We start from the raw sequence: 15,943 nt of genomic DNA, 5'->3' as shown, positions 1-15,943 counted from the left end.
ACGGCTACTCCGCAACGGGCTCAACGGGCGGGGGGTTGTCGGTTGAACAGGCAATAACGGCTTCGGCTCCGCTGCCATCAATGGCGGGCAGTACAAACAGGTCGATAAAGCTTAAAAGTTTTTTACGCGCTTCCAACCGCGTCAGCCCCTCTATATTCGACTCCAGCGCAGCGGCTTTATCGATAATAGCGAGGGCTTCATCCAGCACCGCTTTCTTGGAACATTGCTGCAGAGAGATATGCTCGCGCAGATAGTTACGGTAGGCGTTGCGGTTCTGCTCACTTTCTTCGTTGTTGATAAACTCCAATAGCAGTAAACAGGTTAACCAGCCAAAGGCTGGAGGCCGGTCGTTATCGATTTGCGGGTCTGGCGAGTGACGCACCTTGCGCAACAGGTTGTAACTGTTATGTAAGCGTTTTAACTGGCGCGGATTCTTTATACCAAATTTATTGCACCAGAACACAAACGAGGCTTTCTGCTCGGCGCTAAGGCCAATAATTTCTTCGATAGTGGCTTCCGGCGACGGCAGCTGAATAACCACCTCAGCCAATTCCGCTTCGGTGATATTCTCATCACTGTCTTGCGGTTTTTTAACCTCCGGCGCGTTTTTATCCTTTTGCTCTACAACCGGCTTCTCTGTTGTTTGCTCGGCTTCGAGCAACTTATGCCACTGGTTAAATGTTTCCGTATCACCATCGTCCCAGACACTGCTCATAAAACCCTGCGAGGTTTGGTAATCGGGATCTCTTAACACCACGGGGTAGTGAATCATTTTGCCGAGATAATCGCGGGCAATGGATTTGGCATCGCGCAGGGCGTGGTAGTCCTGTAGCTCTTTGTAGTGCAGAGCCAGGGCAGCCAACGCAATGCGCTGGTCGATGGCAATCACAACACTGACCTGTGGGATATCCAGAATTAAACGCACCGCTTCAAACGTTTTCACAATTCCTTCCGGGCCACAGCGGTCTAAATCATCCACCACAAAAAGCAAACGCTTTTTCTTAAGGGCCGAACCCAGCCAATAGTGTTGATCGGCACTGCCGGAACGCAGGCGCAGATCGCACATTAGGCGAATATCGTTACGCATTTCTGACACTTCGCCAATATGCTCGGCGTAGCGGGGCAGCTTTACATAGGTTAAGAGCTCTTTGGTGTAGGGCTGGGCAATAAGGGTGCGAATGTCTTTCGGAATACGCGATATAGCGACCAGCATGCCCACCAGTGCCGCCAGAAATTCATAACTTACGCTGGCCACCAAATTCGGAAGTTTCGGCAGGTTGTCCAGGGTAAAGAGGCCCAATAGAAACAATAGCGTTAACCAGCCTGCCAAGCCCAATACACGCAACGGATGTTTACGTATGGCAAAACCCAAGGTTAAGCGCGAGCGAACAAACAGCACCCAACACAGATTTTTTATACCGTTACCGGCGGCCAACAACCAGCGCTTCCCGCCGGGCTGTTCCCTAAGCTCGGTAAAACCTTGAAAGCTGGTAAGGCTTTTTATCACCTCGTGGGCCATGGCCGCTTGAATATTTTTGGCGTACTCATAGGCCCAGGCATTAAATTCACCAAATAGAAAATGCGCCTCTGCATGCTGGTGTTTTAAATTTTGTTTTAACAGATTCAAAACCGCACTTTTGCCAGAGCCCCAGTGGCCCAGCAAACCAATGGTTTGATGGCCGGTGTTTTTTTCGTAGGCCAGTATATCGGCCAGGCCGCTAACCAATTTTTTTCGGTTAAGACGATCGTGCAAAATATTCGCGGTTTCTGGCGTACTTTCATTGCTCGCGACAACCGTTTTTTCTGGGCCGGCGTCAACCAGCAATGCCGAATAGTCCGCCAGCATTTTAGCCAGTGCGGCGCGCGTTAAACTGTTTTCGGTCTCTTCAATTAAAGCCTTAACTGCCGGGGTAAACTGCTCCCGGTACAGTTGAAGAATCTCTTCAGGCGTTCCATTCTGCCAAAGGGGGAAGGCGGCTAGCTCGGTTATATCCGATAATGTTTCCGCGAGTTGTATATCCTGCTCCAGATTTTCCTTTATCAAATATGCGTGAGATAGCTGGGAACTGAAGGCAAAGGAGACAGCGCCGCCAACATCAGGGTAGACCCCGAAGACTGAAGAGTAGTTGGCGGCGTCGAAGGCAATGTAGGCAGAGCCCCGAATCTCTCTGCCACCGACCGCTTCCCCATAGGCATGTTTCACCACCAACTGATCGTAGCTATAAATCGCCAGCAGCGCTTTGGCACGATTATCCAGTGGTGCCTTTTGCTCCTTATGCAGCCAGTAATTAAAATTTCCGTTTTTAGCTAACAAAGGCAGTAAGCGCAAGGCCTGCCGGCTCGCAATCAGCGAGGGATAATTTCGGCTTTTTTTCTCTAGGCTTTTGTACCGTTTTGTTAACTCTCTAACATCACGCGGCCTTTCGCTTCGATCCGAGGTTTTTTGCGCTTGTTCATTTTCTGCCATCGGTTTTTCACCGCCTTTTTCTGCATTCCGTGCATAAAGTTAACATAATAACGGTTTTTAACTTCCCGCTAGGTGCGCCTTATACGTAAAAGGTAATTATTGGCGCCACAGCGATCAGCACTAAAACCAGTAACGCAACCAGGCCGTAGCATATACGCTGGCGGTTTTTCTCCCCCAAGCGGCCAGAGGCGGTTTTACCTAGAACCAACGCCACAATCCACTTCCGATGCATAAGTAAATGAAAGGCCACTACCGCAAGAAAAACTATCGCCAGCCAAAAGTGAATTTCGCCCCACTCGTGGCGGTTCATCTTCCACAGTTCAACCCAGCGACCACTGCCGGGCGGCAGTAGGTATTGCATAATAACGCCGGTGGAGAGCAAAAAAACAAAGCACACGAAGGCGATAATATCGGTAAAGAAGTTGATTTTGACTTTCTTCATTTCTGCCACCCGAGCATAAAATTTAATAAGCCTTAACATTGGTATAAAGAAATAAGAGCCAGCGCTTGTTAGAACTTTTACGCTGCACACCACCCTCAGTTTTACGGCATACCCCGAAACCTTACCCGCCGCTTTTGCCAATGTGGCTAATGCCCATGGCCTGTCAATTCTGCGCTTATGGGTAAAAAGCCGGTATCGAAAAGCGATGCGGTTAAAAAATGGGGTAACGGGCCATAGCCCCATATTACTCCCTGGGCGTGAGTAATAGTCGCTGATTATCCTGATCGATCTGAAAATGAAACTGGCTCAGTACATTCATGCCCAGCAGGCCTTCAACCTTGTCACCCATTTCTACTTCATGAACAGCGATCTGTACATTAGTGAGGGTGTACTCGCCCATTTCTAGCCGCTCGGCTAACATTAGGCGGCCGACGGCGAGCCCGTTGGCGGTATTGAATTGTTTCAGGCCAAGATCCTGCCAGCCACCGGAACCGGCGGCTTTTTCGAAGGCGTCTGCGGTGAGCATGGTAATGGAGGCGCCGGTGTCCAAGAGCAGGGTCGGCTGGTAATTATTATTGATTTTAACGTTAAGCAAATGATGGCTGCCCTGGGCCGCAAGCGCTATCGCCGAATCGAAACCCGGTGCGCTCGACGCCCCCGCGTGATACCCGCCCTCTTTGCGATAATTTGCCCTGAGTTGCCGCACGCGCGCCTTCCAGCCGCCCAATTGCGCCAGCTCATCCAAGATTATATCGGCGCCCTTTTCATCGCTATGCATAAGCAGAAGCTCTGCGTAGCGGTATTTTTGCGCCCGGTTGAGAATACCCAGCTGTTCCAGTTGGCCGTAGAACGTTAGTAGCTCATACCACTTGTCCTGACCTGCCCAACTTGAATCGCGGTTATAGATAAAACTCTGTAATTCGGTATGAACCTTGTTCTGCTGATTCGCGTAGTCCGCGTAAGATTTAGCCGCCATATAGGTTTGCAGCGCGTCGCTGTAGTAGCCCATAACACGCTGATATTTGGCTTGTAGCAATAGCACATCAATATCGTTGTATTGGTAGTGCAGCCAGGTTTCTGTCAGCTCGGCAAAGCGTTCAGTTTCGCCATTGTTAAGGCGCTCAAAGAGAAAATCCAGCAGTACGCTGCGCCACTTCTGCTGCTGCCCCAGGTTGAGGCCCGGCTGGTGCTCGGCGTATAAGTTGGCCGCCTGCTCGAAGCGGTATTGATGCAGTAGATCGGTAAAGATCTCCAGTGCTGTTTTTATTTCGCCGGAGGGCGGCGTTTGCTGTGGGCCCATTTGCGCGGGGGAGGGTTCGCCTCTTGGCAGGCGCCGAACCGGAACAACCGGGTTTCGGGGTTCAACGGCTGTTGCGGGCGATGCTTCACTGCGGGAGATAACGGGCGAGGACTGCGGCTGTTGAGCCGGGCTGGTATGCAGTGAGTGGCCTAACCAGCCCAACGAGAAAGACACCAGTATCGCCAGTAGATATTGGGCTTTCTTCATCACGTAATATTAGCTCCGCTTGCTAAGCATCTCGATAACGGCTTGTGTTTGCGGCTCTACGCCTCGCCATAAGCGAAAAGATTCCGCCGCCTGGCCTACCAGCATACCAACGCCATCACTCAGTTTTGTGACGCCCATATCTTCGGCAAAACGCAGAAACTCGGTGGGCTCATCGCCGTACATCATATCGTATACCATGGTATTTTCGGTGAAACAACCAAAGTGTACTGGCGGTACATCGCCACTAAAGCCTGCGGAGGTGCCGTTGATAATCAGGTCGAAGGGCTCGTTGGGCAGGGTGTTGTAGCTGAAGCCCTGCAATTTGCCGAATTCTTTAAACAGCCGAGCCAGCTCTTCCGATTTGGATTTGGTGCGGTTGGCGATGGCCACCAAAGCAGGCTCTTCCTGCAGCAGGGGCAGCAGCACCCCGCGCACTGCACCACCGGCGCCGAGAATCAGCACGCGTTTGCCTTTGATCTCCCAGCCCAGGCGTTGGGTAATATCGTGAACCATACCCACGCCGTCGGTGTTATCGCCAATAATCTGGCCATCCTCCAAACGCGCCAGGGTATTCACGGCACCCGCAATACGAGCACGGTCGGTAAGTAGATCTGCGAATTCAAATGCATCCTGTTTAAAGGGTACAGTCACATTGGCGCCGTTCCCACCTTGCTCAAAAAAGTCTGCTGCGGCTTTGGCAAAAGCATCGAGTTCTACTAATTCGCGCGAGTATTCAAGGTTTTGCCCGGTTTGCGCAGCAAAAGCACTGTGGATTTGCGGAGATTTGGAATGTTCTATCGGGTTGCCGAAGACACAATAGTGATCTACGACGGGTGTTGTTGTATTCAAGTCAGCCACTCCCTGGGTTGCAAATATTGTTGGTAAAGTTCTGCTTCGGCACTGCCCGGTTCGGGCTGCCAGTTGTATTCCCAGCGCACCAGTGGCGGGAGGGACATTAATATGGATTCCGTACGCCCACCCGTCTGCAGGCCAAACAGAGTACCGCGATCGAAGACTAAATTAAACTCGACATAACGACCGCGCCGATAAAGTTGAAACTGTCTCTCACGGTCGCCGAAGCTCGTGTCTTTGCGGCGCTTGATGATAGGTAGGTACGCAGCGGCATAGCTGTCGCCAATGGCCCGCATAAACGCGAAACTCTGTTCAAAGCCCGGTTCGTTTAAATCATCAAAAAACAGGCCTCCGACACCTCTTGGCTCGTCGCGATGCTTGAGATAGAAGTAGTCGTCACACCATTTTTTATAGCGCGGATAGACATCCTGCCCAAATGGTTCGCAGGCGTTTTTTGCGGTTTGATGCCAGTGGATACAGTCTTCTTTGTTACCGTAATACGGGGTGAGATCGTAGCCGCCACCAAACCACCAGACCGGATCGGCGCCTTCTTTTTCGGCGATAAAAAAGCGCACATTCGCATGGCTAGTGGGAACGTAGGGATTGTGTGGGTGAATCACCAGGGAGACACCCATCGCTTCGAAGCGCCTGCCCGCTAGCTCGGGGCGATGGGCGCTTGCCGATGCGGGTAACTGCTCTCCCATTACGTGGGAAAAATTTACCCCGCCTTTCTCGATAACGCCACCATCAACCAGTACGCGCGACTTTCCACCGCCACCTTCGGCACGCTCCCAGGTATCTTCCTTAAATTCACCCTCGCCATCGACAGAAGCCAGATCGACACAGATTCGATTTTGTAAATCCTGCAGGTAGGCTTTAACTGCGGCCTTGTCTGGCGGTGCCATAGGGGTTCCTTGTTCTGTTTAGACGCGCAGGGTTTTACCCGTCGCTAAATCCTTGATCACGGAGGGAGCAGCATTCTTACCCACCACGCCCGCCGCAAATGATACACCCGAGCAACCGAAATAGCGGCGCACATCGGTGGCGTTGCGTGCAGGCGGCAGCGTTTGCGGGTTGGCCGAGGTGGAGATGATCGGTCCACCGAAGCTTTCACAAAGCGCTCTTACGACAGAGTGAGCACTTACTCTCACAGCGATCGTTGGATGAGTGCCGTACACATTGGCCGGCAGGCTATTGTGGTGGGGTAGCAGCCAAGTCACGTGGCCCGGCCAACTGGCTTCGAGGGTTTTAAGCTGTTCGGTTGTCAGCCCTTCCAGCAGCCAGGCTATCTGCTGTAGATTGGCCGCAACCAAAATGAGGCCTTTGTCGGCGCTGCGATTTTTAAGGCTTAAAATGCGCTCGACCCCATGTCGATTGTAGGGGTCGCAACCGAGTCCCCAAACGGCCTCGGTAGGATAGGCAATAACGCCACCCGCATTTAGCTCAGTGACACAACGACGGGTGGCGGGGTGGAATCGATAGTCCAAAGGTTTAGCGATTCTTCAGCTTTTCCTGCAGCGCCGCATCTTTAGCCATAACAGCCTTGGCATTTTCTGCGCGCTCGGCAATCAGCTTCTGATGCATATCGGCATCGGCAACACCGATAATTTGCGCTGCAAGATAAGCGGCATTTTTGGCGCCAGCTTTACCAATTGCTACCGTCGCAACGGGAATACCACCAGGCATTTGTACGGTAGACAGCAAGGCATCCAATCCGTCCAGAGAACCATTAATAGGCACGCCGATAACCGGCTTAAGTGTGGTGGCCGAAACAGCACCGGCTAGGTGAGCCGCCATGCCCGCAGCACAAATAAACGCTGCACAACCGCGCTTATCAGCATCGGTCACGTAATCATGGGTGGCTTGTGGGGTACGGTGGGCCGAGGTTACCTTGGCTTCAAAAGTGATGCCCAGTTTGGTGAGCACTTCAAACGAGGCTTCCATAATGGGTAAATCCGAATCTGAGCCCATCAAAATTGCGACAAAAGGTTTGCTCATAGCAAGCTACTCCAACAAAAATACACTATCGACAGGTTACCTTTGGGTAACACAGCCGGTGACAAATAAAGGGGGATGAAGATCAACCGATCAATGGCTGATCAATTTAAGGGCGGCAAAGGTACTCTAATTGGACTTAAAGGACAAGCCCGCGCGTCCCGCTTCGCTGTGGCGGATACGCATATAGCCGGTACCAAGGTTGGCCACTAAGCCCTTCAGTTCAAGTGTAAGCAGGCAAGCCATGACATCGCCGACCGGCAACTCGGTGCGCTCGGTGATCACATCGATGGGCGTGGGCTCGTAGCCCAGCTGTTGGAGCACAACATCTTCTTGGTCATTGGCAACAATTTCCGATTCGATTATGCGGGTATCGGCGGTTTTATCCAGGTTTAGCTGGCCCCACTTCAACTGCAGAAAACCGTTCAACTCAGAAACAATATCGTCGGCGCTTTCCACCAGCTTGGCGCCTTCTTTAATCAGGCTGTGGCAGCCTCGCGCCAGCGGGTTGTGAATGGAACCGGGAATGGCAAACAGCTCGCGGTTCTGTTGCAGTGCATAGCGAGCGGTTATCAAAGAACCACTGCGAACGGCGGCTTCCACCACGAGGGTACCGCAGCTCATTCCGCTGATAATACGATTACGCTGGGGGAAGTTGCCTGGATGAGCGACCGTGCCCAGTGGGAATTCGCTCACCAAAGCGCCGCCATTGTTAACGATCTGATCGGCGATTTGCTTGTTGCGCCGAGGGTAAACCTGATCGATTCCCGTCCCCAGCACTGCGATGGTTTTGCCCTGACAGGCCAACGCACCCTGATGCGCAGCCGCATCGACACCCAACGCCAGGCCACTGGTAATGGTAAAACCGCTGGCAGCCAACGCCTTACTAAAATCGAACGCTGAGCCTCTGCCAGAGGGGGTTGGACTGCGGCTGCCGACAACGGCGATTTGAGGGAAAGAAAGCTGGGTAACATCACCGGCCACGTAGAGAACGGGCGGTTGGCGTTTTATTTGACGCAATAAATCTGGGTAGTGCTCGTGGTCGGTATCCAATACTTGAATACCGTGGCGATCGGCCCACTCCAAATCGGCTCTTACCAACCGCACCAGCTCACAATTTTCCCCGGTGTGCTGCAGCTCGCGCAACATTTGCTGAGCTTCGTCGGAAAATATATCGCTGTGGGTTTCGGGAGGGGATTCCAGTACGGAGGCGAGGCTGGGAGAACGCTCCATGAGCTTCCAATAGCTAGCCGCACCAATACCTGGGAGGTGTTGAAATAGTAATTTTTGTTCTACGGAGTTCAATAACACACGACTTCCATCCCTGAAATACTGTGAAGGGTATAAGGGGGTTTTGGCAATAACTCGTGTCAGCTAAACCTATTACAACAAAGGCCTCAACCCCTAGCGGCACAAGAATAACAAATAATACACCGTGTTTGCTGTAATCAATTGTAGAAGGGGCTTTCTCGCCCCGTCTACCGGTAAAAATCACAATGGGTAAAGCATTAAGGCTTTCTAACGTAATCCGTTACTGAAATACCTCGGTACGCTTCTAACACAATACCTAAGCTGACTTTATCAAATACGCGAAAGACCATCAGAACACCAGCGCGCTCATCGGGCAACTGCACACGTTCACCGGTAACGCGATCACGAATTTTTCCGCCACGTTTGTAAATGGCCATAACGTTGCCGGGAATAACACCTTCTCGCTCACCGCGATTGATCACGACGACATCCATGGTGCCAACCTGATGCAGACCCTTTTCAACCGAAAGAATCTCGCCCTCAAAACCCTCCATGGGTGGTGAAGGATAAAAAGTTGAGTCGATTGCGCGCTCTTCCTGGCGTAGAAAACGATCACCTGCACGTATTTCTTCTGTGGTGCGGGAGACTTTCAGTGTGCTGACTTCCTGATCCGTCGACATCAGTTCTGCCGTACCGATATCTTCCGCCAAGACACCCAGCTTTTCCCGGGTTTCCGGATCAACAAATTCATCACCCTTGCGATATACCCCGTAAACACGTGAGCCTTCTTCGAATGTGCCACGCGCATAAAGGCGGTCGCCAGCCCCCACAATCAGGTGCTCGTCCATGCCGGACAGAACATAAGGGGCTGCATCCAGTTCATCATTAGACGATATACGGCTGCGCGACAGAAATGCGTTAATTTCGTCCAACGGTATGGTTTGTATCGCTTCGCCCTCGGACAACACCCGCGCCTTGGGGCTGAGTTTAAAGATTCGACCGGAGGTGTCCAATGTAAGACGTGGCTTGCCATCCATATAAATAAGACGGATAACATCGCCAGGGTAGATAAGGTGTGGGTTCGAAATTTGGGTATTCACATGCCAGATTTCGGGCCACATCCAGGGATTTTTCAAAAAGGCAGCGGAAATATCCCAAAGGGTGTCGCCCTTAACAACGGTGTGCGTAGCAGGGACTGTATCGTGTAATTCAGGCTCTTCGGCGAAACCCGCAGGGATTGCGGCAAAAAGGGCCAGAGCGGCGAGCACGCCAGAAAAATGCTTTTTCATCTCAAGAATCCTGTTCAATTCGGCGCTGAAGCCCACTTTCGACATGGAAATAGTACATTTCAGTTTTGCTGGAGCAAAAAAACCGACTAACCGTTATAATAGCTAATGAACCCCGTCCAGTCGCATTGAGGTATACTAAACGCCTTGCGGCTGGCTACAAAAAAACAGTATAACTCCTGTTTGATCATAATGTTAGCAGCGAAAGTTAGCTAGTTACTAGAAGTCTGTCACGTAATGGCCTTGTTACCTATTTTGGAATTTCCCGATCCCCGTCTGCGAAATGTCGCTAAGCCCGTCGAGCAGGTGGATGACCGTATTCGTCAAATCGTCGACGATATGTTTGAAACCATGTATGAAGCACCCGGTATTGGTCTGGCCGCTACCCAGGTGAATGTGCATGAACAGATTATTGTGATCGATACCAGCGAGGATAAAGACGAACCTTTGGTTTTTATTAATCCTAAGATCGAAATACTGGATGAAACCCTGTTCGATTACGAAGAGGGTTGCCTGTCTGTTCCCGGCTTTTATGAAGAAGTCACACGCCCGCAGCATGTGCGCGTAACCGCACTGAATCGGGAAGGCAACAGCTTTACCCTTGAGCCGGAAGGCCTACTGGCCGTGTGTATTCAACACGAAGTCGACCACTTGAAAGGCAAATTGTTTGTGGACTACGTGTCCAACATCAAACGCCAACGCATTCGCAAAAAGCTGGAAAAACAGCATCGCGCCGACGCGTGACCTCCCTTTAATAGGACACCCATTGAACATTCTATTTGCCGGAACTCCCGAGTTTGCCGCCCGTCACCTGCAAGCCTTGCTCGACAGCGAGCATGAGTTGGTTGCCGTATACACTCAACCAGATAGACCCGCTGGCCGCGGCAAAAAACTGACTCCCAGCCCGGTAAAGCAATTGGCTCTTTCTGCCGGAATTCCGGTACGCCAACCCGCTAGCCTCAAGTCCGCTGAGGCCCAGCAGGAACTGGCCGCATTTCAGCCCGATGTAATGATAGTCGTCGCCTATGGACTGCTGTTGCCACAACAGGTGCTGGATGCTCCGAAGCTCGGCTGCCTGAATGTTCACGCATCCCTGCTGCCTCGCTGGCGCGGTGCGGCTCCGATTCAGAGAGCAATTGAAGCTGGCGACACTGAATCCGGCGTAACCATTATGCAAATGGATATCGGCCTCGATACCGGCGATATGCTGCTAAAAGCTCGCAGCGTAATCACCAGCGAAGATAATGCCGCCAGCCTTCATGACAAACTGGCTGCACAGGGGCCTTCCGCACTGCTGGAAACACTCTCGCTACTCGATAAGGGCGACACTCAAGCAGAGAAACAGAATGACGCCCTGGCAAATTACGCACACAAAATCGACAAGGCCGAGGCCAAAATTAACTGGCGGGAGCCCGCCGAGCTTATTGCCCGTAAAGTTCGCGCCTTCAACCCTTTCCCTGTGTGCTTTACCACTCTTAATGGCGAGCGACTGAAAATTCACACCGCTGAAACCAGCCCCATCGGCACCGATGCGGCGCCCGGCACCGTGCTAGCCGCCGACCGCAAGCACTTTCATGTGGCCTGCGGTGAAGGCGTACTGATGATCAGCCGCCTGCAACTGCCAGGGAAAAAGGCCATGTCTCTGGATGAGTTTGCCAACGGCCATAGCCATCTGTGTCCGACCGGTACGCTGCTGGGCGAGCAAACCTAAGCGTGGCCAGCCCCAATATTCGTGCACTCGCCGCCCGCACCCTCGCGCCCGTTATCGCTAAAGGGCAATCCCTCTCCGCCCTTTTCGAACCGGCGCTGGAAAAAGTAGACGCCAAAGACCGCGGCCTGTTTCAGCAACTCTGCTTTGGAACTCTGCGCCAGTATTACCAACTGCAAGCCATTGCCAATCAATTGCTCGATAAACCCTTGCGCAGTAAAGACTGCGATGTATCGGTTCTGATTCTGCTCGGTCTGTTTCAAATACTGCACCTGCGCACTCCGGATCACGCGGCTATTTCAGAAACGGTAAACGCCAGCCGCAAACTGAAAAAGCCCTGGGCCAGCAAATTGATTAACGGCCTGCTGCGCAATTTTTTACGCAATCGCAGCGATATCGAATCACAGCTGGCGAAAAACCCGGAATACACCTTTAGCCACCCACAGTGGTTTATCGATAAGCTTGTCAAAAGCTGGCCAGAGCATTATCAAGCCATACTGCAATCCAACAATCAGCAGCCGCCGGTTTGTTTACGTGTAAACCAACAACAGACAGACCGCGAGCAGTACCTACAGCAACTTCGCGAATTACCTATAGCTGCCGAGCCGCTCGCGACAAATAGCACCGGTATACGCCTGCTGGAAAGTGCGGATATTCGCAGCCTGCCGGGGTTCACCCAAGGCCATTTTTCGGTTCAAGATGAAGCCGCACAACTGGCTGCCGAGCTATTAAACTTGCAACCACAGCAACGGGTACTGGATGCCTGTGCTGCGCCCGGGGGGAAAAGCTGCCATATTCTCGAACGTGAACCCGCCCTAAAAGAACTGCTATGTGTCGACCTCGAAGCCACTCGCATGGAACGTGTTAAGCAAAACCTGCAGCGTTTGCAGTTATCTGCTAGCTTAAAAGTCGCAGATGTAGGCAAGCTGAAAATCTGGTGGGATGGCGTCCCTTTTGATCGTATTTTGCTTGATGCCCCCTGCTCTGCCACCGGCGTAATTCGTCGTCACCCGGATATAAAACTACTGCGCCGCGAAAGCGATCTTGCTAAGCTTGGCGCGCTGCAACTCGAATTATTAAAAACACTGTGGCAAACACTGTTACCTGGCGGCGAACTGGTATATGCAACCTGTTCGGTTTTGCCCGATGAAAATGAAAGCATCATCCAACAGTTTCTAAAGCAGCAGCCAGATGCCCAGCATCAAACCATTAATGCCACCTGGGGGCTGGGACGTCCGTTCGGTCGACAACTGTTCCCTCAGGCCGGCGGTCACGATGGTTTTTACTATGCTCGGCTCTATAAAGCTCTATAAGTTTATGTCGATCAGTAACACACTGGTTAACGGACCATTATGAAAATTATTATTCTCGGCGCAGGACGTGTCGGTGGAACACTAGCCGCCAACCTGGCTAATGAAGACAACGATATTACTGTTGTTGATGCCAACGAGGGTTATCTGCGCGAGCTGCGCGACCGCATCGATATTGGCGTGGTGCACGGCCAGGCCTCCCACCCCGAGGTGCTGCTGCGGGCCGGTATTGAAGACGCCGATATGCTTATCGCCGTTACGGGCGTGGATGAGATCAATATGGTTGCTTGCCAGATTGCCCACAGCCTGTTTCGAACCCCCACCAAGATTGCCCGCATTCGCTCACAGGCATACTCCAACCACGAGGGTCTTTTCCGCAGCGACGCCATTCCCGTCGATGTCATTATCAGCCCCGAGCAAATTGTTTCCGACTATCTCTATCGCCTGATCGAACAACCTGGCGCCTTGCAGGTGCTGGATTTTGCCGACGGCGCCGTCCAACTGGTGGCAGTAAAGGCCTACTATGGTGGCCCACTAGTGGGGCAAGAGCTGCGCTTTTTACGCAAGCATATGCCCAATGTTGATACCCGCGTTGCCGCCATTTACCGGCGCAACCGCCCCATTCCCCCCACCGGAAATACCGTGATTGAAGCGGATGACGAGGTGTTTTTTATCGCCGCGAGGGCAGATATTCGCGCCGTGATGAGTGAATTGCGCCGTTTGGACCGCCCCTATAAACGCATCATTATTGCGGGCGGAGGCAATATCGGACAGCGCCTGGCGGAAAAGCTTGAAAATAACTATTCGGTAAAAGTAATCGAAGCCAATAGAGAACGAAGTCTGGAACTGACTGAGAGCCTCACCAACAGCATTGTGCTCACCGGCAACTCCTCTAACCAGGAATTGCTGCAGGAAGAAAATATTGAAGACACCGATGTATTCCTAGCGGTCACCAACTCAGACGAAGCCAACATTATGTCGTCCCTACTCGCCAAGCGCATGGGCGCACGAAAAGTACTGACACTTATCAGTAATCCGGCCTACGCCGATTTAGTCCAGAACAGCGAAATCGATATCACCATTTCGCCACAGTTAGCGACCATTGGCACCCTTTTGACGCACGTTCGTCGCGGTGACATTGTCAATGTTCACTCATTAAGGCGCGGCGCAGCAGAGGCTATCGAGGTTATCGCCCACGGGGATTCAAAAACATCAAGGGTTGTCGGCCACGCCATCGAAGATATCGATCTACCCGAAGGTGCGACCATTGGTGCCGTTGTACGCGAATCTGATACCGGGCAGAGCGCGGCCGGAAGTATCCGCGGGGCCGAAATGGCGCTAAGCATGGGTGGTGGTGGCAGTAGCCGGCAAATCGTGCAGGAAGTCTTGATTGCCCACGATGATGTGGTGATTGAATCCGGCGACCATGTGATCGTATTCCTTACTGACAAACGCTACACCCGCGATATTGAACGTCTCTTCCAAGTCGGATTTACTTTTTTCTAATGCATTACGCTATCATCGCCAAAGTTTTGGGCATACTGCTGATGCTGTTCAGCCTAACCCTGATGCCGCCGGTCTTTATCTCCCTCTGGTATGGGGACGGCGCCTACGACAGCTTTATTCTCGCCTTTGCTATCACCTTTTGTACCGGCCTTGTCGCCTGGTTGCCGGTCTATAATATTCGCCAGGATCTCAGCACCCGCGATGGCTTTTTAATCACCTCCCTCTTCTGGACGGTGCTCGCACTGTTCGGCTCGCTGCCATTAATGCTCGCCGATGCAACTCAAATGAGTGTTGTCGATGCGGTCTTCGAATCCCTTTCCGGCCTCACCACCACCGGGGCCACGGTGTTAACCGGGCTGGATCAGCTACCGCGCTCGATCCTGTACTACCGCCAGCAACTCCAATGGCTCGGCGGTATCGGTATTATTGTTATCGCCGTGGCTATTCTGCCAATGCTCGGCATCGGCGGCATGCAGCTTTACCGCGCCGAAACCCCCGGCCCGGTAAAGGACAGTAAGCTAACACCTCGCATAACCGAAACGGCCAAGGCTTTGTTTCTGATCTACTTAAGCCTAACCGTTGCCTGTGCTGCCGCCTACTGGGCTGCTGGCATGCCGCCGTTTGAGGCTATCAGCCACTCCTTTTCCACCGTCGCCATCGGCGGCTTTTCCACCCACGACCAAAGCATTGGCTATTACGACAGCGGGCCGGTAATGCTGGTGTGTACGTTCTTTATGATTCTCTCGGGCGTCAACTTTGCGTTACACTTTTTTGCCTGGCAAAGTAAAGGCTTACTGCACTATTTACGCGACCCGGAATTTCGCTTTTATGCCGCCATGTTGATGCTCGGTATTGCGATAACGACAGGCTATCTGATTTCCAGCCATACCTACGACGTTCAAACCAGCCTTCTCTACGGCCTGTTCGAACTGGTATCCATTCTGACCACTACAGGTTTCGCTGTCGCCGACTTCTCCATCTGGCCAACTTTTCTTCCCTACCTGATTTTTCTGTTTGCCTTTATGGGTGGCTGCGCGGGCTCAACTGGTGGTGGTATCAAAATGATTCGTGTGCTGCTGATTATTCGTCAGGGCGTTCGCGAAATTTACCGCCTGATTCACCCCAACGCAATTATCCCCATCAAGGTGGGTAAAACGACCGTGTCCGACCGTGTGGTAGAGGCTGTTTGGGGGTTCTTTGCGGTTTACGTTATCGCCTATCTGGTGATGTTTATCATGCTGCTGGGCACCGGCCTGGATTTCACCACCGCCTTCACTGCCGTAGGTGCCTGTCTCAACAATCTTGGCCCTGGGCTAGGCGAAGTCGCTGCACATTATGGCGATATCAACTCTTCGGCAAAATGGATTCTGTGTTTTGCTATGCTGCTGGGGCGATTGGAGGTGTTTACGTTATTGGTTTTGTTTACCCCAATGTTCTGGCGACGGTAGCAGAGAGACTGGAACGCCTCAAAATTGCTGCGCCTCCACCCTCACATGAATTTGCAGAGCGTAGTGGCCAGCTGCAACAATTCGCTAAAAACTGATATAAAAAAAGCTCGGCCATTTCTGACCGGGCTTTTTGAACATATTTCAATCGTCGCGTTTTGTGCCCTTGGCGCA

General features: G+C 52.2%; 14 protein-coding genes. 5 read left to right on the top strand and 9 right to left on the bottom strand.

Annotated features, from left to right (window positions below; translation table 11 throughout):
• Window positions 1-4: 4 nt before the first annotated feature.
• The 9 genes from H5715_RS16250 to H5715_RS16210 all read right to left on the bottom strand — a co-directional run bounded on the left by H5715_RS16250 (window position 5) and on the right by H5715_RS16210 (window position 9,803).
• The gene (locus H5715_RS16250; protein ID WP_075184726.1) at window positions 5-2,467 is read right to left on the bottom strand and encodes a KAP family P-loop NTPase fold protein; all 2,463 of its coding nucleotides are present in this window, start codon (window positions 2,465-2,467) and stop codon (window positions 5-7) included.
• A gap of 79 nt (window positions 2,468-2,546) precedes the next feature.
• Window positions 2,547-2,909, bottom strand: coding sequence for a DUF4405 domain-containing protein (locus H5715_RS16245; protein WP_175574240.1), 363 nt, complete (start codon window positions 2,907-2,909; stop codon window positions 2,547-2,549).
• A gap of 244 nt (window positions 2,910-3,153) precedes the next feature.
• On the bottom strand, window positions 3,154-4,416 hold the full coding sequence (locus H5715_RS16240) for a retropepsin-like aspartic protease family protein (RefSeq protein ID WP_075184728.1): 1,263 nt from the start codon (window positions 4,414-4,416) through the stop codon (window positions 3,154-3,156).
• Between the two features lie 9 nt (window positions 4,417-4,425).
• On the bottom strand, window positions 4,426-5,265 hold the full coding sequence (aroE, locus tag H5715_RS16235; RefSeq protein WP_075184729.1) for a shikimate dehydrogenase: 840 nt from the start codon (window positions 5,263-5,265) through the stop codon (window positions 4,426-4,428).
• Complete coding sequence (gene hemF, locus H5715_RS16230) at window positions 5,262-6,173, bottom strand: oxygen-dependent coproporphyrinogen oxidase (protein WP_075184730.1); 912 nt, start codon at window positions 6,171-6,173, stop codon at window positions 5,262-5,264. Before hemF ends, aroE begins: the two co-directional genes overlap by 4 nt.
• Window positions 6,174-6,191: 18 nt before the next feature.
• Window positions 6,192-6,755: an L-threonylcarbamoyladenylate synthase type 1 TsaC gene (tsaC, locus tag H5715_RS16225; protein WP_075184731.1), complete on the bottom strand. Its 564-nt coding sequence runs from the start codon at window positions 6,753-6,755 to the stop codon at window positions 6,192-6,194.
• A gap of 4 nt (window positions 6,756-6,759) precedes the next feature.
• A complete protein-coding gene (gene purE / locus H5715_RS16220) occupies window positions 6,760-7,266 on the bottom strand; it encodes a 5-(carboxyamino)imidazole ribonucleotide mutase (protein WP_075184732.1) in 507 nt (168 codons plus the stop codon).
• Window positions 7,267-7,392: 126 nt separating this feature from the next.
• Entirely contained in the window at window positions 7,393-8,574 is a 1,182-nt protein-coding gene (gene dprA, locus H5715_RS16215; protein WP_075184733.1) for a DNA-processing protein DprA, read from the bottom strand.
• 197 nt (window positions 8,575-8,771) lie between these two features.
• Entirely contained in the window at window positions 8,772-9,803 is a 1,032-nt protein-coding gene (locus tag H5715_RS16210; protein ID WP_075184734.1) for a LysM peptidoglycan-binding domain-containing protein, read from the bottom strand.
• Window positions 9,804-10,037: 234 nt separating this feature from the next.
• Here H5715_RS16210 and def point away from each other — a divergent pair, with 234 nt between their 5' ends.
• Genes def through H5715_RS16185 form a run of 5 tightly spaced genes read left to right on the top strand, consistent with a single transcriptional unit; the run spans window position 10,038 to window position 15,772 of the window.
• Entirely contained in the window at window positions 10,038-10,544 is a 507-nt protein-coding gene (gene def / locus H5715_RS16205) for a peptide deformylase (protein ID WP_075184735.1), read from the top strand.
• A gap of 22 nt (window positions 10,545-10,566) precedes the next feature.
• Complete coding sequence (gene fmt / locus H5715_RS16200) at window positions 10,567-11,511, top strand: methionyl-tRNA formyltransferase (RefSeq protein ID WP_083607940.1); 945 nt, start codon at window positions 10,567-10,569, stop codon at window positions 11,509-11,511.
• Window positions 11,475-12,821: a 16S rRNA (cytosine(967)-C(5))-methyltransferase RsmB gene (gene rsmB / locus H5715_RS16195; protein ID WP_425506999.1), complete on the top strand. Its 1,347-nt coding sequence runs from the start codon at window positions 11,475-11,477 to the stop codon at window positions 12,819-12,821. Before fmt ends, rsmB begins: the two co-directional genes overlap by 37 nt.
• A gap of 39 nt (window positions 12,822-12,860) precedes the next feature.
• The gene (gene trkA, locus H5715_RS16190) at window positions 12,861-14,324 is read left to right on the top strand and encodes a Trk system potassium transporter TrkA (RefSeq protein WP_075184737.1); all 1,464 of its coding nucleotides are present in this window, start codon (window positions 12,861-12,863) and stop codon (window positions 14,322-14,324) included.
• Entirely contained in the window at window positions 14,324-15,772 is a 1,449-nt protein-coding gene (locus H5715_RS16185) for a TrkH family potassium uptake protein (RefSeq protein WP_075184738.1), read from the top strand. Before trkA ends, H5715_RS16185 begins: the two co-directional genes overlap by 1 nt.
• Window positions 15,773-15,943 lie beyond the last annotated feature (171 nt).

The sequence above is a fragment of the Teredinibacter haidensis genome (assembly GCF_014211975.1).
Taxonomy (GTDB): Bacteria; Pseudomonadota; Gammaproteobacteria; order Pseudomonadales; family Cellvibrionaceae; genus Teredinibacter; species Teredinibacter haidensis.
The sequence above is the reverse complement of the archived record's forward strand: the minus strand, read 5'-3'. Positions and strand labels throughout refer to the sequence as shown.